The sequence below is a fragment of the Streptomyces inhibens genome, assembly GCF_022221585.1.
Lineage (GTDB): Bacteria > Actinomycetota > Actinomycetes > Streptomycetales > Streptomycetaceae > Streptomyces > Streptomyces inhibens.
The window spans coordinates 8,513,487-8,532,215 of record NZ_CP084681.1 but is presented as its reverse complement, the minus strand read 5'-3'; the positions used below and the strand labels follow the sequence as shown (position 1 = coordinate 8,532,215).

At 69.6% G+C, this 18,729-nt stretch carries 19 protein-coding genes and 1 pseudogene; 6 read left to right on the top strand and 14 right to left on the bottom strand.

Annotated features, from left to right (window positions below; translation table 11 throughout):
- Window positions 1-74: 74 nt before the first annotated feature.
- The 5 genes and pseudogenes from KI385_RS38165 to KI385_RS38145 all read right to left on the bottom strand — a co-directional run bounded on the left by KI385_RS38165 (window position 75) and on the right by KI385_RS38145 (window position 3,254).
- Entirely contained in the window at window positions 75-635 is a 561-nt protein-coding gene (locus KI385_RS38165; RefSeq protein ID WP_238576595.1) for a DUF4231 domain-containing protein, read from the bottom strand.
- A gap of 36 nt (window positions 636-671) precedes the next feature.
- Window positions 672-1,442, bottom strand: coding sequence for a glycerophosphodiester phosphodiesterase family protein (locus KI385_RS38160; protein ID WP_238576594.1), 771 nt, complete (start codon window positions 1,440-1,442; stop codon window positions 672-674).
- A 130-nt stretch (window positions 1,443-1,572) separates the two neighbouring features.
- A pseudogene (locus KI385_RS38155) lies at window positions 1,573-1,796 on the bottom strand (SDR family oxidoreductase); the annotation flags it as partial.
- Window positions 1,781-2,107 carry a GYD domain-containing protein gene (locus tag KI385_RS38150; protein WP_128510889.1) on the bottom strand — a complete coding sequence of 109 codons (327 nt, stop codon included), beginning with the start codon at window positions 2,105-2,107 and terminating at the stop codon, window positions 1,781-1,783. The gene KI385_RS38150 and the pseudogene KI385_RS38155, both read right to left, overlap by 16 nt.
- 199 nt (window positions 2,108-2,306) lie before the next feature.
- The gene (locus KI385_RS38145; RefSeq protein ID WP_238576593.1) at window positions 2,307-3,254 is read right to left on the bottom strand and encodes an ornithine cyclodeaminase family protein; all 948 of its coding nucleotides are present in this window, start codon (window positions 3,252-3,254) and stop codon (window positions 2,307-2,309) included.
- A 120-nt stretch (window positions 3,255-3,374) separates the two neighbouring features.
- On the opposite strand from KI385_RS38145, the gene KI385_RS38140 reads away from it, so the two are divergent.
- A complete protein-coding gene (locus KI385_RS38140; RefSeq protein ID WP_238576592.1) occupies window positions 3,375-3,845 on the top strand; it encodes a luciferase domain-containing protein in 471 nt (156 codons plus the stop codon).
- 107 nt (window positions 3,846-3,952) lie between these two features.
- Here the strand turns inward: KI385_RS38140 and KI385_RS38135 are convergent, their stop codons facing one another.
- Window positions 3,953-4,258 (bottom strand): winged helix-turn-helix transcriptional regulator, encoded by a 306-nt coding sequence (locus KI385_RS38135; RefSeq protein WP_238576591.1) that lies wholly within the window; start codon window positions 4,256-4,258, stop codon window positions 3,953-3,955.
- A gap of 166 nt (window positions 4,259-4,424) precedes the next feature.
- Here KI385_RS38135 and KI385_RS38130 point away from each other — a divergent pair, with 166 nt between their 5' ends.
- The gene (locus tag KI385_RS38130; RefSeq protein ID WP_238576590.1) at window positions 4,425-5,012 is read left to right on the top strand and encodes a carboxymuconolactone decarboxylase family protein; all 588 of its coding nucleotides are present in this window, start codon (window positions 4,425-4,427) and stop codon (window positions 5,010-5,012) included.
- A 76-nt stretch (window positions 5,013-5,088) separates the two neighbouring features.
- On the top strand, window positions 5,089-5,397 hold the full coding sequence (locus KI385_RS38125) for a hypothetical protein (RefSeq protein ID WP_238576589.1): 309 nt from the start codon (window positions 5,089-5,091) through the stop codon (window positions 5,395-5,397).
- A gap of 182 nt (window positions 5,398-5,579) precedes the next feature.
- Here KI385_RS38125 and KI385_RS38120 read toward each other — a convergent pair whose 3' ends face one another.
- The gene (locus tag KI385_RS38120; protein ID WP_238576588.1) at window positions 5,580-6,245 is read right to left on the bottom strand and encodes a TetR/AcrR family transcriptional regulator; all 666 of its coding nucleotides are present in this window, start codon (window positions 6,243-6,245) and stop codon (window positions 5,580-5,582) included.
- Between the two features lie 76 nt (window positions 6,246-6,321).
- On the opposite strand from KI385_RS38120, the gene KI385_RS38115 reads away from it, so the two are divergent.
- A complete protein-coding gene (locus KI385_RS38115) occupies window positions 6,322-7,863 on the top strand; it encodes a monooxygenase (RefSeq protein ID WP_238576587.1) in 1,542 nt (513 codons plus the stop codon).
- A 182-nt stretch (window positions 7,864-8,045) separates the two neighbouring features.
- Window positions 8,046-8,990 carry a DUF5996 family protein gene (locus tag KI385_RS38110; RefSeq protein ID WP_238576586.1) on the top strand — a complete coding sequence of 315 codons (945 nt, stop codon included), beginning with the start codon at window positions 8,046-8,048 and terminating at the stop codon, window positions 8,988-8,990.
- A 36-nt stretch (window positions 8,991-9,026) separates the two neighbouring features.
- On the opposite strand, the gene KI385_RS38105 is transcribed toward KI385_RS38110, so the two are convergent.
- The gene (locus KI385_RS38105; RefSeq protein ID WP_238576585.1) at window positions 9,027-9,386 is read right to left on the bottom strand and encodes a UBP-type zinc finger domain-containing protein; all 360 of its coding nucleotides are present in this window, start codon (window positions 9,384-9,386) and stop codon (window positions 9,027-9,029) included.
- A gap of 238 nt (window positions 9,387-9,624) precedes the next feature.
- On the opposite strand from KI385_RS38105, the gene KI385_RS38100 reads away from it, so the two are divergent.
- Complete coding sequence (locus KI385_RS38100; protein WP_238576584.1) at window positions 9,625-11,346, top strand: CocE/NonD family hydrolase; 1,722 nt, start codon at window positions 9,625-9,627, stop codon at window positions 11,344-11,346.
- Window positions 11,347-11,420: 74 nt separating this feature from the next.
- Here the strand turns inward: KI385_RS38100 and KI385_RS38095 are convergent, their stop codons facing one another.
- The 6 genes from KI385_RS38095 to KI385_RS38070 form a co-directional block, all read right to left on the bottom strand.
- Window positions 11,421-12,962: a DEAD/DEAH box helicase gene (locus KI385_RS38095; RefSeq protein WP_238576583.1), complete on the bottom strand. Its 1,542-nt coding sequence runs from the start codon at window positions 12,960-12,962 to the stop codon at window positions 11,421-11,423.
- 296 nt (window positions 12,963-13,258) lie between these two features.
- Window positions 13,259-13,462, bottom strand: a complete 204-nt coding sequence (locus KI385_RS38090; RefSeq protein WP_046247661.1) for a cold-shock protein — start codon at window positions 13,460-13,462, stop codon at window positions 13,259-13,261.
- 303 nt (window positions 13,463-13,765) lie between these two features.
- Window positions 13,766-14,926, bottom strand: coding sequence for an XdhC family protein (locus tag KI385_RS38085; RefSeq protein WP_238576582.1), 1,161 nt, complete (start codon window positions 14,924-14,926; stop codon window positions 13,766-13,768).
- Window positions 14,919-17,066, bottom strand: coding sequence for a xanthine dehydrogenase family protein molybdopterin-binding subunit (locus tag KI385_RS38080; protein WP_238576581.1), 2,148 nt, complete (start codon window positions 17,064-17,066; stop codon window positions 14,919-14,921). The genes KI385_RS38085 and KI385_RS38080 overlap by 8 nt, the downstream gene beginning before the upstream one ends.
- Window positions 17,063-18,055: an FAD binding domain-containing protein gene (locus KI385_RS38075; RefSeq protein ID WP_238576580.1), complete on the bottom strand. Its 993-nt coding sequence runs from the start codon at window positions 18,053-18,055 to the stop codon at window positions 17,063-17,065. Before KI385_RS38075 ends, KI385_RS38080 begins: the two co-directional genes overlap by 4 nt.
- Window positions 18,052-18,681, bottom strand: a complete 630-nt coding sequence (locus KI385_RS38070) for a 2Fe-2S iron-sulfur cluster-binding protein (protein WP_238576579.1) — start codon at window positions 18,679-18,681, stop codon at window positions 18,052-18,054. The genes KI385_RS38075 and KI385_RS38070 overlap by 4 nt, the downstream gene beginning before the upstream one ends.
- Window positions 18,682-18,729: the final 48 nt, after the last annotated feature.

Here is an 18,729-nt window from a genome sequence, read left to right as displayed (position 1 = left end):
ACCGACCGACTCCCGCCACCCCTCCCGCTGCTCCCCCGCACCCCCGCTCCCCGGGCGAGATGGCTATCCGGCCATCACGTCCGTCGGCGCGTATACGGTGGCGGAATCGAGATATGAACATCCGCGCCGGGTTGAGGTGTGGGCAACTCGTTGAAGTACGAATCGGCTTCGTCGCGACGAATCCGCATGACTGCGTCGATCAACCCCCGTGTGGCAGCGGCGCGCTCCGCAGGATCAATGTCGTGCGGCGCCTGTTCCTCTTCGCTGCGTGTGAGTTTCCAGTTGAGGTACGCCTCGCTGACCGCTATCTCGGTATTGCGTAACAAGATCCACGACTGGTCGAAACGGTAGAACGAGCGCAGCGCCGTGACCGCCGAGACGGCCACACCCGCCAGGGACACGATCAGCTGTTTGTGGGGGTAGGACGCGGTGGCCAGAAGGGGCAGCAGGGCACCGACGCCGATCACGATGATGCCGCTGGTTCGGTAGCCTCGTCGATGCCAGCGGGCACGGACATCGTAAAAATGCCGCATTTGCTGCACATAGCGCTCGGCCGCCATATCCAGCTGCCCATCGGCGGCTTCCAGGAACTCCTCGACGGCAGGGGCCCGAAAACCCCGCCATGACACACGCATGGTCCTCCTCACGCTCGCGCACGCCTGTCGACAGGGCTACTGCTGCTGAGCCGGCGGCACGACGGAATGCTGGTAGGCGGTCGGCAGATACCCGTCGAAGAAGAAATTGTCGGCCACCTGCGCCGCGCGTGCCTCGCTTTCCGAGGAACTGACCGTCCAGGCCAGGAGCGGTATGCCGCGTCGATGCCAGAAAGCGGCATACCGGGACGGGAGCATATCGAGCTCGTAGGAGATGAAATCCGGTGACGTCAGGACGTTGGCGGCCATGGTGCTGCCGATCAGCGCGGTTACTCGCCCCGCGGACCGCAGGGCTCCTGAAACCTGACCGACGGGCCTGCCGTCGACGAGCCGACGAAGGCGGTGGACGGCAAGCGGGTCGAAGGACTGCACGGCGACCGGCCCCGGGTAGTCGCGAATACTGCCGGCTACCGCCCGCTCCAGACGAGGACTGGACTCGATGCCCCAGCGCCGCACATCGACGATGACGGGAACCCGGCCGTCGATGATCTCCCACACCTGCTGCAGCGTGGGGACCGGTTCATCGGATTCGCCGAGCCGGAGCCTGCTCAATTCCTCGCGGCCGAGTTCGGAAATGCGCTTCGGGCAGCCTGCCATACGGGCCAGAGTCGCATCGTGCGCGACAACGAGGGTGCCGTCACCGGACAGTTGAACATCGAGCTCGAAGGGGATTCCTCGCTCTGCCGCCAGCCGAAAGGCAGTCAGGGAGTTCTCCGGTACACCCGCCTCTGGACCGAACAGCCCACGGTGCGCGATCGGCCCTGAAAACAGCCAGTCGAAGTCCTTCACCGGCGCCTCCCTCGGGTGCGGGCCACCTTCCGTCAGATACCCGCTGAGGCCACCGGGAGAACCCGAGCCCCGCTCTCCGATACGCCCTCACTCCCGGGGTGCTCGGCGCCTGCCCACATGGACGAGAGGGCTATGCCCCGGCCCCGCCGTCGACATCGAGCACCGCACCCGTGAGGTAGGACGCGGCCGGTCCGGCGAGGAAGACGATTGCCGCCGCGCTCTCCTCCGGACGGCCGTAGCGGCCGAGCGGCACCTGCGCCATGAGGGCGGGGTGAGTTCGCCGTGCGCCGGGTTCATGTCGGTGTCGACGGGGCCCGGCTGGACGACATCGATGACCGTCAGCTGCCGGGCGAGCGGAACTCGACGCTCTTGCTCCTCTTCGCCGCCTCGTCGATCTCCTCGACGGCCAGCAGGGGAATCGCCTTGGACTGCACCGCCCCGGAAGCTCGGACCGCCATCGCGACAGCAGCCATCGACAGGCGGTCGGGGAAGTCGACGATGCAGTACAAGTCGGCGTCCCCGTAAGCGAAGTACATCGCCTCAAGTGTGCCGCCACAGGATGCGACGGCCTGCTCCGAGGCAGCTCGGCGCCCGCTTCCGCCCTCGGTGAGCAGTCCCTTCGCTCCCTCGGGGGTGTAGCTCGCCTGAACCAGGTACTTCGGCATCCCGCTCTCCCCTACTCCAATGGGCCGCTACCACTGCGTTTACACCCCACTATGACCCGCAACAGTCCGATTCGACCCTTTGTATTCCGCCAAACGAACCGCGAGCCAAGCGCCGTCGCGTGGATGCCCCGGCCGCCCCGGCCGCCCCGGTTGCCCACGGTCGGCTCAAGCCGTAGCACCGATTTCGGTTGTCCGGTCCTCAGGCCAGCAGGTCGACGGTGGTTCCGAGGCCTCGGCGTTCGGCTTCCCCGTGGGCCGTCCAGGTGAGCGCGAGGTCCTGCCAGGGCAGGCCGACGGGGGCGTACACGGTGATCTGATCGGGGTGGGTGCGGCCCGGGTGCCGTTGACGAAGGATCTCACTGAGGGTGGCATCGGCAGCGTCTGCCGGAAGGCCCGCGTTCGCGAGTGCTCCCGTGGTGGCGGCCAGATGGCGGTCGTCGACCGTGAGTAGGGCAGCCTCCAGGAGTTCGGAGGTGAGCTCCTGCTTTCCGGGTTCGTCGGCGCCCAGGGCGGTCAGGTGCCGGCCCGGCCGGATGTCGGCAAGGCCGAGCAGCGGCTGACGGGACCACGTGGCGAGCAGCAGTATCTGTGCACGGGAGGCGACTTCGGCTGCGGAGTCGGCGGTGGTGCCGTGGTGGCGCGCGGCGAACTCGGCGGCGCGTTGTGGGTCGGTGTCGTGGACGATCAGCTCGCCCCAGCGGCGCATCTCGCGCAGGCCGCGGACGGTGAGTTCGGCCTGCGCGCCGGCGCCGATGATGCCCAGCGCGGCCGCACCGTGGGGGTCGGGCGCAGCAAGCAGATGCGTTCCCAGGGCGGCGCCCAGTCCGGTGCGCCAGGCGGTGATGGTGGCGGAGTCGACGAGGGCGAGCAGTTCACCGTCCCGGCCGCTGTGGAGGCAGATGACACCACGCAGGGCCGGTCCGGCACCGGGGAATTTCGCGTTGACCTTCACGGTGTACGCATCGATACCGGGGAGGAGGCCGGGGATCAGCGCAGTGGCGGTACCGTCGAACGGCAGGTCGGTACGGACCCGTTGCCCAGGAATTGCCGCGGCATCCACGCGACGAAAGCCCTCACGGAGCGCCTCAAGGCAGCCACGGGGGTCGAGCACCTCAATCAGATCGCGATGAGTCAGTATGCGCGTCACACCGATCATGCTGTCAGGCCAGGCAACCGGCCCATTGGCGGGCCCCGGAACAGTCACTTTCCCAAGCAGGTGGTGAATGGGGGTGGTTCACGGGGTAGAGAGTACGCAAGGATGGTGCTTATGACCGCGGCCGATCGCGCCATGGCTCAGTTGGAGTCGTGGCCGAACCTGGTAAGTGGCTCGCCCCGGTGCGCCGTTGGACGTGCCTTCGGAACAGCCGGAGACGAAATCGTCCATTTCCACTCCAACGATGCCGCGGATCTGCACCTCACCCGCGCGGCGATCGAACGCCTCCTCCCACAGCTGCGGCTGAGCACCGCGATCCGGGTACGGCCCGGGGCGTCGTGGATCACCGTACTTCTCGACTGCGACGCCGACATCGCTCTCCTGCTCACCCTCGTCAGCGTCGCTCTGAAGGAGCACGGCGCCGCACACGCCGACTGCGCCCCTCCCCCGTGCGACTGGGAGCTCCCGACCATCCCCTCACTGCGCACGGCGGCATCGCCGGGACCCGTCGCACCGGATCCCGTCCATCGGGGGATGCCCTCCGTATGGAAGACGGTCGGACGCCTGATCCCGCACGGCCACTGACCGCTCACCTGTCCAGTATCCAGGCGATCGCGAAGACCGGGCGAACTCACGGGCGGGCAGTCAGTGGCGCCCGCACCCTGAACGAGCCTTGAGCGAGCCCTGTACGACTACGGCTTCGGACCTGACCCGCCGGGCGACATCCGGTCGAGTGCGGTGGCCCAGCGTTCGGACCATCGATGCAGCCCCCGCAGCTCATCGCAGGCTTCCTTGCCGAGAGCTGTCAGGCGGTAGCCGTCCTCGGCATCGCGCTCTACGAGCTGGGCCTCTTGCAATTCGGTGAGGCGCTGCTGAAGCACGCTGGAGGACATGCCGTCGCACTGCTGCTGCAACGGCCTGAAACCAAGGGTCTGGCCGCGCAGTTCCCACAGGATGCGCAAGGTCCATCGCCGTCCGAACAGGTCGAGCGCAGCCATGAGAGGGCGGCCTGTTGTGGAGCCGCGGACGGGACGTCGGGGTTTCGGTGCTGCCGTCATGATGCTCGCCGTTCCTCTCCACTCAGGGGTAGCGCTTCGATTTCCGAAACACTACCCTCCCTCCGGGCGCTTCGAAATTCGAAGCACCTGAAGGGAGGGAACAATCATGACCGTTCGGATCCCGCCGGTCGAAGCCCCCTACCCCTCGGAGGGGGTTGCCGCGGTGCTGCGCCGCATGATGCCCGGCGAGCAGGAGCCCATCGCCTTGTTCCGGCTGTACGCACGCAACGTGCCGCTCGCCGAGGCGCTGCACGGCTGGGGCGCGTACGAGCTCAGTCGCCGGCTCAGTCTCGGACTGCGGGACCGGGAGATCGTCATCGACCGCACCTGCGCCCTGTGCGGCTGCGAGTACGAATGGGGCGTGCACATCGCACGCTTCGCCTCCCGCGCCGAACTCACCGACGCGCAGATCAGTTCGCTGACGCACGGATCGAGCGTCGACCCCTGCTGGACGACCGAACGGGACCGGCTGCTCCTCGATGCGGCCGATGCACTGCACACCCACCACGACCTCGACGACCCGCTGTGGGACCGACTCAGCGGTGCATTCGGCCCGGAACAGCTCCTGGACCTGCTCATGCTGTGCGGTTGGTACCACGCCATCAGCTTCACCGCTCGCGCCACCAGACTGACCCCGGAAGCCGGCGCACCGCAGTTCCGCGATTTCCTGCCTACGTCCCATGAGGCACCCTGACCCACGAAGGCACGTTTCCGCTGCTGCCAAAGCTGCCAGTTCACGCCGAGCCGGGCCACGAACGAGGAGAGAACGCGTGCCGGAGACCGATTCACCGGAGCCCGAGAACGCCGTGCCGACGACCGCCGAGGAAGCGCTCGCAACGGCCCGCACCAGCTTCCAGCCGCGCTGTCACGATGGCACCCCGGCGTCCGTGCACGTCCAGGAATTCGACATCGGCTACCTCATCTACGCCACCTTCCCCCCTACCGAGCCACGCTCGTTCGGTGGCAGCCACCTCGTCATCTCCAAAGCTGACGGGGCACTCACGTTCGTCCCCAACTTCCCCCCGAAGTCCGCGATCGCCCGGTATCGCAAGCGCCACCACCCCAACCCGGAGAGCTGAAGAGCCGAGGAACCGAAGAGCCGAGGAGCCGAGGAGCCGAGGAGCCGAGGAACCGAAGAGCCGAGGAGCCGAGGAGCCGAGGAACCGAAGAGCCGAGGAGCCGAGGAGCCGAGGAACCGAAGAGCCGAGGAGCCGAGGAGCCGAGGAGCCGAGGAGCCGAGGAGCCGAGGAGTGGGACCGGGTCATGCCGGCCGTTCCCGATGCGCCTTCAGGCCCTCGACAAGCAGCCGCAGGCCGAACTCGAAGTGCGCCGTGAAATCCGTACTGGTGAGCACGGGCAGGGTGGCGGTGAGGTGCGGATACGCCCCTGCCGTCACCGCTTCGCGCAGTCGCCCCGCGTCCGCGGGAGCCTCGTTCCCCGGTTGCAGGGCGGCTTGTTCTTCCAGGGTGTGGCCGAGGGTGAAGTTGGCCATCGCCATGAGGGTCCGCGCGGCGCCTTCGTCGCCGAATCCCGCCTCGCGCAGCACGCCGACCGCCGCGTCGGCGAAGCCCAGGGTGTTCACCCCTGTCGAGTGCGTACCGGCATACACCCGCGCACCGTCGCGATGGGCGAGCAGGGCCGTACGCATCGACCTCGCCAGGCCGGTCAGGCGCTCGCTCCAGTCGCCGTCATCCGTCGGCGGGATGACGTCGGCCAGCATCCGCTCCGCCATCGCGGTCAGCAGGTCCTGCTTGGTGGCGAAGTACCGGTAGAGCGCGCCCGCCTGCACGCCCATCGCGTCGGCGAGGCGCCGCATGGTCAGCGCGTCGAGGCCGGATTCGTCGAGCAGTTCCAGGGCGGTCTCGATGGTGCGGGCCTGGTCGAGCCGTGCGGGCCGGCCTCTGGTCGGGGTTGACGGGGAGCTCATGGACCTCACTATAGTGAACAACGTTCACGTGAACGTTGTTCACTAAATGCTGGTTCGATAGATGAGGGGTACCGCCATGGACACCGATGTGATCGTCGTGGGCGCCGGCCCGACCGGGCTGATGCTCGCCTGCGAGCTGGCTCTGGCCGGCGTACGCACCCGGATCGTGGAGCGCCGCACCGAGCCGCAGCGGGATTCCCGCGCGCTGACCCTGCACCCGCGCAGCATGGAACTGATGGACCTACGAGGCCTGGCCCCCCGCTTCCTGGCCCTCGGCAAGACCGTGCCGGGCTGGCACTTCGCCGCCCTGGACACCCAGCTGAACTTCGCCGCGCTCGACAGCCGGCACGGCTACACCCTGTTCCTGGCCCAGGCGCGCACCGAGGCGCTGTTGGCGGAGCGGGCGCACGAGCTGGACGTGGAGATCAGCCGCGGGTACAAAACCGTCGGGCTCAGCCAGGACGCCGACGGGGTCGAAGTGGAGGTACGCGGCCCCGGCGGCGGCATCGAGACCGTACGGGCGAAGTACGCGGTCGGGTGCGACGGCGGGCGGAGCACGGTGCGGGAGGCGGCCGGGATCGGCTTCCCCGGCAGCGACGAGACGGTGACCGGGGTGCTCGGGGATTTCACGGTCGTGGACGCGGATCCTGGCGTTCTCGACGCCGCACGGGCCCATGGCGTACTGATCGTCCCGTTGGAGGGCGGGCTGACGCGGTTCGTCTGCATGGATCCGGAGCGGATGCGGACGCCGGCCGCGGAACCGGTGACCCTGGAGGAGTTCCGTACGTCGCTGACGCGGATCTGCGGCTCGGACTGCGGGGTCGACGGGCCCCGGTGGCTGTCGCGCTTCGGCAACGCCACCCGGCTCGCGGCCAGTTACCGTTCCGGCCGGGTCCTGCTGGCGGGCGACGCCGCCCATATCCACTTCCCCGCGGCGGGCCAGGGGCTCAACACCGGCCTCCAGGACGCCATGAACCTGGGCTGGAAGCTGGCCGGCGAGATCAACGGCTGGGCGCCGTCCGGACTGCTCGACAGTTACGACGCGGAGCGCCGCCCGGTCGGGCAGGCGGTCACCGAGAACACCGAGGTCCAGACCCTGCTGGCGGAGCTGACGCTCGTCCCGCGGTACCGGCGCCCCGCGACCGCCCTGCGCAAGCTCTTCGACGAACTGCTGGGCATGGAAGAGGTCAACCGCCGGCTGGCCGCTCTGGTCTCCGCGCTCGGCATCTGCTACCCGCCCGCCACCGCCGACGCCGATCCGCTGGTGGGGCGGCGTATGCCCGACATCGGACTGACCGCCTCCGGTTCAGCGGCGGTACGGGTCTATGAACTGCTCCCCCACGGCCGCTTCGTCCTGCTCGACCTCGCGGGGGATCCGGGCCTGCGGGAGGCCGTCGGGGCCGGACGGAGCTCGCGGGTCACCGCCGTGACCGTCACCCGACATGACGAGCACCCGGACCTGGACGGGGTGTCCGAAGTCCTCGTACGCCCTGACGGCCACGTCGCCTGGGCCACCCGCACCGCCGATGCGGACGCCCGGCGGGCCGAGCGAGCGGACGCGCTGGCAGCCTGGGCCGGACCGTCGTCGGGGAGGGACAAGGACGGCGCACGACCGTGACCCGAGTCGGTCCCTCGCACGCCCGGTAGGACCTATACGCCCACCCGGTAGGACCGCATACGTCCTATACACCCAGTGCGCCCAGTACGCCCCTTGTCGCCCTGCGGGATGCCGTACGTGCGCGCAATGGCCATCATGGAATGGCCCGGCCGGCAGGACCACCGGGCAGGAAGGGGAACGCGATGGAGCTGTTCCCGCCGATACCGCTCGCGGAGTGGCAGGACACCAAGGAAACGCTGCACCGTTTCGCGCAAGTCGTCGGCAAGATCCGGCTCGCCGCGAGTGCCCGGCGCAACCATTGGTGGAATGTGCCGTTCCACCTCACCGGACGGGGCATCACCACACGTCCGATGGGACTGGTCGACGGCAATCCGGTCTTCACGATCGACTTCGACTTCGTCGACCATCAGCTGGTCGTCTCGACGCTGGACGGCAGAGCGCTCTCCATCCCGCTGCTGGGCCAGTCCGTGGCGTCCTTCCACGACAGCACGCTGGACGCACTGGCCGCGCTGGGGATCCGGGTGAACATCGATATTCCCCGGCCGTTCGACCTGCCCGATGCCACCCGGCCGTTCGCCGAAGACACCGAGCATGCGGCCTACGATCCCGCACACGCCAACCGCTACTGGCAGGTCCTCAGCCAGGTGGCGCTGGTGCTGGAGGAATTCGCCGCCGGCTATTCCGGGAAGGCCAGCCCGGTGCATCACTTCTGGCACACCTTCGACATCGCCCACAGCCGGTTCTCCGGGCGGCAGATCGACCAGCCGCCGCAGGTGGATCCGGTGACCCGAGAGGCCTACTCCCGCGAGGTGATCAGCTTCGGATTCTGGTTCGGTGACGACACCTTCGCCCAGCCGGCTTTCTACTCGTACACCGCTCCCGAGCCCGCGGCACTGGCCGAGGAGCCGCTCACCCCCGCGTCGGCACGCTGGGTGACCCGCAACGACAGCCACCTGGCCGTGCTGCCGTACGACGAGGCCCGTGCGGAGAGCGATCCTCGGGCGGCCGTCCTCGCCTTCTACGCGAGCGCGTACCGGGCGGGGGCCGGACGCGCCGGCTGGGACATCGACCGCCTCGCCTGCCCCGGCGGGACCACCGACCCGCAGGCGCCGTCTCCGGATGCCTGATGCCGGGTGCCCCGGGTGCCGCCTCACCCGGCACCGTCAGTGCAGCTGCCGCTCCCAGTCCGCGGGAACCTTGCCCCGCGGGCCCGGCGTCGGCTGGGAGGCCGGATGCGCCGTGGGCCGGGGCAGCTGCGGCCCCTCGTAGTACTGGTCGGTCTCGATGTTCCAGAACCAGTCCTCTCCCGGCTCGAAGCTGGTCAGGAAGGAGTGGCCCGCCTCGCGCGCATGCTTCGTACCGTGCTGCGAGGGTGAGGAATCGCAGCATCCGATGTGCCCGCACGCGGCGCAACGCCGCAGGTGAAACCACCAACCCGGCCCGTCGCCCGCCAAGCACTCCACACAACCGTCTCCGCTCGGAGCCGCGGTGGGATCGATACCGGGGATCTGGTCAGATGCCATGGGAAACGCCCCTCGGATGAGCTTGAGGCAAGCCTTCGAACGAGCTTGAGGCAAGAGGCCGCAAGGGCCGGTTCGGCCTGCTCCTGCTGAGCCGTCGACCTGCCTGCTTCCAACGTAACCAACCTGCCTGCCGACAGCATGGGGGCCGGATCGCCCCGCCCGGCCTCGCCCACGCTGTGGCGGACCGGGAGATACGCGCGGACAATTCAAGCTGTACAGCCGTACAGGAAGCAGCGCGATGCGCATCGACTGGGATGAACCGATCACGATGGACGACGGGGTCGCGCTCCGCGCCGATGTGTACCGGCCGGACGACGGCGGACCCCATCCCGTGATCATGACGCACGGCCCGTACGCCAAGGGGCTTGCCTTCCAGGAAGGCTTCCAGCCCATGTGGCACAACCTGGAGACCGAGCACCCGGACGCGCTCGCCGGCTCGTCGAACCGCTACCAGAACTGGGAGACGGCCGACCCCGACAAGTGGGTACCCGACGGCTACGTCGTGATCCGCGTGGATTCCCGGGGTGCCGGACGGTCACCGGGCTACCTGGACATCTTCTCGCCCCGGGAGACGCAGGACTACTTCCACTGCATCGAGTGGGCGGGCGTCCAGCCCTGGAGCAACGGCAAGGTCGGCCTGCTCGGCATCTCCTATTACGCGGTCAACCAGTGGCAGGTCGCGGCGCTACGGCCCCCGCACCTCGCGGCCATCTGCCCCTGGGAGGGCGCCTGCGACTTCTACCGTGAACTCACCCATCACGGCGGGATCCTGCACATCTTCCTCCAGCAGTGGTACCCGGTGCAGGTCGCGTCCGTACAGCACGGTGTCGAGAACGGCCCGCGGCACCCGGTCACGGGAGTGCGGGTCGCCGGCCCCGATGTGCTGAGCGACGCGGAGCGGGCGAAGAACGCCGCCGATTCGGTGACCGCGTTGTACGAACATCCGCTGCTCGACGCGCACTACCGGGACCGGACCCCGGACCTGTCGAAAATCACCGTCCCGGTGCTCTCCGCGACCAACTGGGCGCACCATCTGCACACCCGGGGCGGGTTCGAGGGATACGCGGGCGTCGCGAGCGACCAGAAGTGGCTTGAGGTGCATGGCCTACAGCACTGGGTCGAGTTCTACACCGACTACGGCGTCGGGCTGCAGAAGCGCTTCTTCGGACACTTCCTCAAGGGTGAGGACACCGGCTGGGACGACCAGCCTCCGGTCTTCCTCAACGTGCGGCGGGTCGACGGCAGTTTCGAGCAGCGCGCGGAAACGGAGTGGCCGCCGGCGCGGACGGAGTGGACGAAGTTCCATCTCGACCTCGCCCGTAACGCGCTCTCACCCGAGAGCGACCCCACCGAGAGAAGCGCTGAGTTCGACGCGCTCGGCGACGGCCTGACGTTCTGGACCGAGCCCTTGGCCGAGACCCTGGAAGTGACCGGGCCGGCGGCCGCGTCGCTACGGGTTGCCTCGTCGACGACGGACGCCGATGTGTTCCTCACCCTCCGCGTACAGGACCCCGACGGGCGCGATGTCGCCTTCACCAGCGCCATGGACCCGAACGGCGCCATCGCACTGGGCTGGCTGCGTTCCTCACTCCGGAAGCTCGATCCCGCGCGCAGCGAGCCGTACCGGCCGTGGCACACCTACGACGAGCGGCAGCCGCTCACCCCCGGCGAACCGGTCGACCTCCAGGTCGAGATCTGGCCGACGTCGGTGATCGTCCCCGCCGGCTACCGCCTCGGCGTATCGGTGCAGGGGCGGGATTTCGAGTTCCCCGGCGAGGGGCCGTGGCCGTCCGCGTTCGGTATCTCCATGCGCGGCAACGGCCTTTTCCTGCACAACGACACCAAGGACCGGGGCTCCGACGTCCACGCCGGCCGGACGACCCTCATCAGCGGCGGGAAGCACCCTTCCTACCTGCTGCTTCCGGTCGTCCCGGCGCGGGCGGACGCCCTGCACGTCTAAATCTCCCCGTGCGAGGGCGCCCTCCCAAGCCGCAAAGTGCCGCGCTCACAAGGCGGTTGTCGGGCCGGACCCGGTCATGACGAACGACGGACCCGTGCGGCCTTGCGGGCCTCGGTGAGCTGGCGGGCCTCGGCGGACCGGCGGGACTCGCCGCCTGAGCGGCCGGGCCGGCCCGGGCGGGTGCCCCGGCCGCGGAACGGGGCGCTGCCGCCGCTGCGCTTGGGGCGCTCCGTGACCGGCGCGGCGATGATGACCGGGACACCGGAGGGCGCCTGGGCGCCGGTGATCCGGCTGAGTTCGGCCTCACCGGAGCGGACCTGGGTGGTCTGCGGGGTGATGCCGGCGTCGGCCATCAGGCGCGCCATGTCGCGGCGCTGGTTGGGCAGGACCAGGGTGACGACGCGGCCGGACTCGCCGGCGCGGGCGGTGCGGCCGCCGCGGTGCAGATAGTCCTTGTGGTCGGTGGGCGGGTCGACGTTGACGACGAGGTCGAGGTTGTCGACGTGGATGCCGCGGGCCGCGACGTTGGTGGCCACCAGCGCCGTGACCTCGCCGGTCTTGAACCGGGCCAGGGTGCGGGTGCGCTGGGGCTGGGACTTGCCACCGTGCAGCGCGGCGGCGCGTACACCGCTGTTCAGCAGGTGCTTGGTGAGCTTGTCCACGGCGTGCTTGGTGTCCAGGAACATGATCACGCGGCCGTCGCGGGCGGCGATCTCGGTCGTGGTGGCGTGCTTGTCCGCGTCGTGGACGTGCAGCAGGTGGTGTTCCATCGTGGTGACGGCGCCGGCCGAGGGGTCGACGGAGTGGACCACCGGGTCGTGGAGGTAGCGCCGGACCAGGAGGTCGACGTTGCGGTCCAGGGTGGCCGAGAACAGCAGCCGCTGGCCGTCGGGGCGTACCTGGTCGAGCAGGGCGGTGACCTGGGGCATGAAGCCCATGTCGGCCATCTGGTCGGCCTCGTCCAGGACGGTGATCTTCACCTGGTCCAGACGGCAGTCCTTGCGCTCGATGAGGTCCTTGAGGCGGCCGGGGGTCGCGACGACCACCTCGGCCCCGGCGCGCAGTGCGCCGGCCTGGCGGCCGATCGACATACCGCCGACCACCGTGGCCAACCGCAGCTTGAGGGACTGGGCGTACGGGGTGAGCGCGTCCGTGACCTGCTGGGCCAGCTCGCGGGTGGGGACGAGGATCAGGGCCAGCGGCTGCCGGGGCTCGGCACGCTGTCCGGCGGTACGCACCAGCAGCGCCAGGCCGAAGGCGAGCGTCTTGCCCGAACCGGTGCGGCCGCGGCCCAGGACGTCACGGCCTGCGAGGGAGTTCGGCAGCGTGGCCGCCTGGATGGGGAACGGCTCGTTCACGCCGAGGCCGGTGAGCGTCGTCAGCAGCTCGGCCGGCATGTCGAGTTCGCCGAAGGTCGCAGCGGCGGGCAGGGCCGGGGTGATGGTGACCGGCAGCGCGAACTCCGCCGGCACGGAGGGGCGACGCCCGTTTCCGCCGGAACGGTTGCCGGAGCGGCTCTGGCCCTTCGGCCGGAAGCGGGCGCCCCGGTCGGAACCGGCGGAGCTGCTCTTGCGGGAATTGGAGTAGCGGTCGTTCGTACGAGCTGAGCGGTTCATGGAGAACCTTCCTCGATATGGCACGTATCGAGGAATTCTCGGCAAGAATGCGCCGAACGAATTGCAAGAACGAGCCGGATAAAAGACTGAAAAGTAGCCGGCCGCATCGGACGGAAAAAACAGCGGCGTCGGCGGCAGAATGCCGGGTGTCCACCGGAGTGGGCAGCTTTGGCCGGCTCATAGGCCGTGGATGCACTTGCATCCGGCCGGAACCGTGCACGTCGGACAACTCTGCCAACAGCAAGGAGCTGGAGCCCGCACGAGTGCGGGCTCCAGCTAGGTCCTACGCGTCAGCGTCAGGCGGGAACGATGTTCTCGGCCTGCGGGCCCTTCTGGCCCTGCGTGACGTCGAAGGTCACCTTCTGACCTTCCTGGAGCTCACGGAAGCCCTGGGTGGCGATGTTCGAGTAGTGGGCGAAGACGTCGGGGCCGCCACCCTCCTGCTCGATGAAGCCGAAGCCCTTTTCCGCGTTGAACCACTTCACGGTGCCAGTAGCCATATCAAAATCTCCTTCGGGGCAGTGCCTGTGGGTCCGCACTGCGCGGACCCGGCGTCGCCGCGATGATTGCCCCGTCCGGAAAGCAGCACCGGAAATAAAAAAGCGCCCGACGACATAAAGCCATCAAAGGCGCTATGGGAACCACAACTGCAACTGGGATCAACAGTAGCACGGCACGAGCGCCGGCAGCGCCAATACTGCTATTTTCCCGTTCCACCATGCCTCCCCACCGCAAACTGCGCAAAATCCGGCACCGACGGCAAGAGGCACTCGGTCGCCGGCCTCAGGGGAGACCGAGCCGGGTCACGCGGCGGCGTGCGACCCGGCCCCGCCGGCCTCCCGCTCCTTCGCGTCGTCACGGTGAATGGGTGTCCGCGAGCCGGTCAGTGGAGCGCCCGTGCCGCCCTGGCGGGCTGCGACGATCTCCGCTGCGATGGAGAGGGCGGTCTCCTCAGGGGTGCGGGCACCGAGGTCGAGGCCGATCGGTGAGTGGAGCCGGGCCAGTTCGTGTTCGGTGACGCCGGCGTCGCGGAGTTTGCGGTGGCGGTCCTCATGGGTGCGGCGCGAGCCCATCGCGCCGACGAACGCGACCGGCAGGCGCAGGGCCACCTCCAGCAGGGGGACGTCGAACTTGGCGTCGTGGGTGAGCACGCACAGGACCGTGCGGCGGTCGGTCTCGGTGCGCTGGAGGTAGCGGTGCGGCCAGTCGACCACGATGTCGTCGGCCTCGGGAAAGCGGGTCCGTGTGGCGAAGACGGGGCGGGCGTCGCACACGGTCACGTGGTAGTTGAGGAACTTGCCCGTACGCACCAGGGCCGCGGCGAAGTCGATCGCACCGAAGACGATCATCCGGGGCGGCGGCACGCTCGACTCGACGAACAGTGTCAGATCGGCCTCGCAGCGCGATCCGTTCTCCGCAAGGGCGAATGTGCCGGTACGGCCCGCGTCCAGCAGGGCGCGGGCCTCGCCGACCACCGTGCGATCAAGGTCCGGGGGGCCTTCGAGACTGCCTTCGTACGATCCGTCGGGGTGTACGAGCAGCGCCCTGCCGAGGAGTTCGGCCGGGCCCCGGGCCACGCGGGCGAGCGCTGCCGTCTCCCGTCGGGCGGCGGCCGACAGAGCCGCCGCGAACACCTGCCTGTCCGGTGCGGCCGCGCTCACCGGCGTGACCAGGACCTCGATGACCCCGCCGCAGGTCAGTCCCACCGCGAAGGCGTCCACATCGCTGTAGCCGAACCGTTCGACCACCGCCTCGCCGTCCTGGAGCGCCTGGACGCACAGGTCGTACACCGCCCCCTCCACGCAACCGCCGGAGACCGAGCCGATGGCCGTGCCCTCGCCGTCGACGGCGAGGGCGGCGCCGGGCCGGCGCGGCGCGCTGCCGCCGACCGCCACGACGGTGGCGACGGCGAAGTCCCGGCCCTGCTCGACCCATCGGTTCAGCTCGTCGGCGATGTCAAGCATCGCGCTCTCCCGCTGGTCGGGTTCCCGCCAGCAGGACCCGGTCGGGCCGGATCGGCAGGTCCCGGTGGCGGACACCGGTCGCGTGCCAGACCGCGTTGGCGATCGCCGCCGCGGCTCCTACGATCCCGATCTCGCCGATGCCCTTGATCCCGACCGGGTCGTCCGCGTCCGGGTCGTCCACCCAGTCCGCCTCGATGAGCGGTACGTCGGCGTTCGCGGCGAAGTGATAGCCCGCGAAGTCGGCGCCGACATGGCCGCCGGACGCCTGGTCCCTGATCGCCTCCTCGTGCAGAGCCATGGAGAGACCCCAGGTCATTCCGCCGATGAACTGGCTGCGCGCGGTCAGCGGGTTGATGATCCGGCCCGCGGCGAAGATGCCGAGCATCCGCCGTACGCGGACCTCGCCGCTGGTGACGTCCACGGCGACCTCGGCGAACTGCGCTCCGAAGGAGTGCCGTTCCTTCTTCGCCAGCGCGCTGATGGCCGCGCCGGTGTCCGACCGTGCCGTGATGCCCTGCGGCGGGATGTCACCGCCGAGGACCAGTTGTTCGCGCAGCTCGCGTGCCGCGGCCATGATCGCCCAGCCCCAGGAGCGGGTGCCCATCGAGCCGCCGGCGATCATCGCCGGGCCGAAGTCGCTGTCCGCGATCTGGATGCGGATACGTCCCGGCTCCACCTCCAGCGCGTCCGCGGCGATCAGGGCCAGCGCGGTCCGCGCGCCGGTGCCGACGTCCGCCGCGGTGATCCGTACGGTGAAGGTGCCGTCGGCCTCCGCCGTCACGGCCGCCGTGGACGGGACGACCCCCGAGGAGTACGTGGCCGCGGCTGTACCGGTCCCGAGCAGCCAGCGCCCTTCGCGGCGCGTGCCGGGACGTGGATCCCGGTCCGCCCAGCCGAACCTGCGGGCGCCCTCCTGGAAGCAGGCGAGCACGTTGCGGCTGCTGAAAGGGAGTCCGGAGACGGGCCCCGCGTCCGGTTCATTGCGTGCGCGCAGCGCGATCGGGTCCATACCGATCTTCTCGGCGAGTTCGTCGAGTGCGGACTCCAGCGCGAACGAGCCCGGTGCCTCGCCCGGCGCACGCATCCAGGTCGGCGTCGGCACGTCGAGCGGTACGACACGGTTGACGGTGTGGTGCGCGTCGGCGTCGTACATCACACGCCCCATATCGGCGCTGCGCTCGATGAATTCATGCACGGTCGAGGTGAGGCTCTGCGCCTGATGGTCGAACGCGCGCAGCCGCCCGTCGGTGTCGGCGCCGAGCCTGACCCGCTGCGCCGTGGGGCTCCGGTAGCCGACGAGCGAGAACATCTGACGGCGGGTCAGTACGACTCTGACCGGGCGGTGGAGGACGGTCGTGGCCATCACGGCGAGTATCTGGTGCGGGCGGAGCCCCTTGGATCCGAAGGCGCCGCCGACGTGTTCGGACCGCACGCGCACCGAGGCAGGATCGAGGGAGAAGAGCTTCGCGATCTCGTCCGCCACCCACATGCTGCCCTGGTTGGAGTCGACGACGTCGAGACGGCCGCTGTCCCAGCGGGCCGTCGCCGCGTGCGGCTCCAGGGAGCTGTGGTGCTCTTCCGGTGTGGTGTAGGCGGCGTCCACGACGACGGCGGACGCGGCGAGTTCGGCCTCGAGGTCCCCCTTCGCCGTCTCCGCCTGCGCGGCCGGGGAGTTCTCCGGCGTGTACGTACCGGGGCGGCCGGCGAAGAACGCGATGTCGTGCGGTTCCTCGTCGTACTGGACCACCAGCGCTTCGGCGGCCTCCCTGGCCTGCTCGGACGTCTCGGCGACGACCAGCGCCACCGGCCAGCCCACAAAGGGCACCCGGTCGTGCTGGAAAACCTCGACGATCGGGTCGGGCCGGCCCAGCATGCCCGTGTAGCTCCCGTCGACACGCGGGGCGTTCCCGTGGTGCAGGACGGTGAGGACGCCGGGCATCGCAAGGACGGGGGCGGACTCCACGGAGCGGACACGGCCCCGGGCGATGGTGGACAACACCAGCCAGCCATGGGCGAGTTCGGCGAAGGGGATCTCTCCCGCGTACCGGGCCGCTCCGGTGACCTTGTCCCGGCCCTCCAGGCGGGTGTGTGCGGCGCCGACGGCCCGTGTCACCGCGGTGGTTCCGGTTGTCGTGGTCATCGGGCGGCCTCCTCGGTGAGTTCGGTCAACATGGCCACGACGAGGTTGCGCATCAGCGTCACCTTGTATCCGTTGTGGGGCAGCGTCTTGGCGGCTGCCAGTTCGGCGTCCGCGGCGGCGGCGAACGCGTCGGCGCTCGCCGGACCTCCCGTGAGCACCCGTTCGGCCTCCCGGGCCCGCCACGGCCGGGACGCGACCGCCCCGAGGGCGAGGCGCACCTCGCGTACGACTCCGTCCTGGACATCGAGGGCGGCGGCGATCGAGCCGATGGCGAACGCGTACGACGCGCGCTCGCGCACCTTCCGGTAGCGGGAGACGGCGGCGACCGGAGTCGGCGGCAGAGTGACGCCGGTGATCAGCGCGCCGGACGGCAGCGCGGTCTCCACGTGCGGGGTGTCGCCCACGGGCAGATAGAACTCCGCGAGCGACAACTCGCCCGGCCCGTCTGCCGTTTCGTACGAGATGACGGCATCGAAGGCGGCGAGCGCCACCCCCATGTCCGAGGGGTGGATGGCCACGCAGTGCTCGGAGGCGCCGAGAATCGCGTGGTTGTGGTGCTCGCCCTCGATGGCGGGGCAGCCACTGCCGGGGACGCGCTTGTTGCACGGCTTCGCCAGGTCGGCGAAGTAGCCGCAGCGGGTGCGCTGGAGGAGATTTCCGCCGACCGTGGCCATATTGCGCAGCTGGCCCGAGGCGCCGGCCAGGACCGCCTGCGCCAACGCCGGGTAACGGCGCCGGACTTCGGGGTGGGCGGCGAGATCGCTGTTGGTGACGGTCGCGCCGATGCGCAGGCCGCCGTCGTCCGTGGTCTCGATCCCGTCGAGGGGCAGCTCACGTACGTCGATGAGCAGCGCGGGCCGCTCCACGCCGGCCTTCATCAGGTCGACGAGATTGGTGCCGCCACCGAGATAGCGCGCATCGGGATCGGCGCCGAGCTGGGCGACCGCGCCGGGGACGTCGAACACGCGCTGATAGCCGAATTCCCTCATGCCGTCATCTCCGCGTCCTTCGTGCCGGCAGGGTCGGCAAGGTCTCCAGGACCGGAGGGTCCGCTGAATTGCCGTGCCGTGGTCGGGGTTTGGGCGGCCTCGGCCTCCGCCGCCTGCGCGACCGCCTGCACGATCGACACATACGCGCCGCAGCGGCACAGATTGCCGCTCATCCGCTCCCGGATCTCGTCGGCGGTCAGCGGCGGCGCTCCCGCTTCGGGCCGTACGTCGGCTGTCGCGGCACTCGGCCAGCCCGCCGCGTGCTCCTCGATCATCGCTATGGCCGAACAGATCTGCCCCGGTGTGCAGTAGCCGCACTGGTAGCCGTCGAGGTCGAGGAAGGCCTGCTGCACCGGATGCAGCCGCTCACCGTCCGCCACGCCCTCGATGGTGGTGATCACGCGCCCCTCGGAGGCGATCGCGAGCTGAAGACAGGAGACGGCCCGACGTCCGTCGATCAGCACCGTACAAGCACCGCACTGGCCCTGGTCACAGCCCTTTTTGGTACCGGTCAGATCGAGATGCTCACGCAGTGCGTCGAGCAGGGTGGTGCGATGGTCGACGGGCAGCGTGTGCTTCTCGCCGTTGATGTTCAGGGTGATGGCGCTGGACGTCGATAGGGCCATGATCAGCCTTCTTTCGCGTATATGTGGCGCGGTGGGCGTCGGGGCGCG

Bases quoted from the DNA above. Each gene is read 5' to 3' on its own strand.
- KI385_RS38100 (WP_238576584.1), top strand. From the start codon at position 9,625: ATGCGCATCGACTGGGATGAACCGATCACGATGGACGACGGGGTCGCG.
- KI385_RS38120 (WP_238576588.1), bottom strand. From the start codon at position 6,245: ATGAGCTCCCCGTCAACCCCGACCAGAGGCCGGCCCGCACGGCTCGAC.
- KI385_RS38140 (WP_238576592.1), top strand. From the start codon at position 3,375: ATGACCGCGGCCGATCGCGCCATGGCTCAGTTGGAGTCGTGGCCGAAC.
- KI385_RS38110 (WP_238576586.1), top strand. From the start codon at position 8,046: ATGGAGCTGTTCCCGCCGATACCGCTCGCGGAGTGGCAGGACACCAAG.
- KI385_RS38165 (WP_238576595.1), bottom strand. From the start codon at position 635: ATGCGTGTGTCATGGCGGGGTTTTCGGGCCCCTGCCGTCGAGGAGTTC.
- KI385_RS38080 (WP_238576581.1), bottom strand. From the start codon at position 17,066: ATGACCACGACAACCGGAACCACCGCGGTGACACGGGCCGTCGGCGCC.
- KI385_RS38090 (WP_046247661.1), bottom strand. From the start codon at position 13,462: ATGGCTACTGGCACCGTGAAGTGGTTCAACGCGGAAAAGGGCTTCGGC.
- KI385_RS38095 (WP_238576583.1), bottom strand. From the start codon at position 12,962: ATGAACCGCTCAGCTCGTACGAACGACCGCTACTCCAATTCCCGCAAG.
- KI385_RS38075 (WP_238576580.1), bottom strand. From the start codon at position 18,055: ATGAGGGAATTCGGCTATCAGCGCGTGTTCGACGTCCCCGGCGCGGTC.
- KI385_RS38150 (WP_128510889.1), bottom strand. From the start codon at position 2,107: ATGCCGAAGTACCTGGTTCAGGCGAGCTACACCCCCGAGGGAGCGAAG.
- KI385_RS38130 (WP_238576590.1), top strand. From the start codon at position 4,425: ATGACCGTTCGGATCCCGCCGGTCGAAGCCCCCTACCCCTCGGAGGGG.
- KI385_RS38085 (WP_238576582.1), bottom strand. From the start codon at position 14,926: ATGCTTGACATCGCCGACGAGCTGAACCGATGGGTCGAGCAGGGCCGG.
- KI385_RS38105 (WP_238576585.1), bottom strand. From the start codon at position 9,386: ATGGCATCTGACCAGATCCCCGGTATCGATCCCACCGCGGCTCCGAGC.
- KI385_RS38115 (WP_238576587.1), top strand. From the start codon at position 6,322: ATGGACACCGATGTGATCGTCGTGGGCGCCGGCCCGACCGGGCTGATG.
- KI385_RS38135 (WP_238576591.1), bottom strand. From the start codon at position 4,258: ATGGCTGCGCTCGACCTGTTCGGACGGCGATGGACCTTGCGCATCCTG.
- KI385_RS38070 (WP_238576579.1), bottom strand. From the start codon at position 18,681: ATGGCCCTATCGACGTCCAGCGCCATCACCCTGAACATCAACGGCGAG.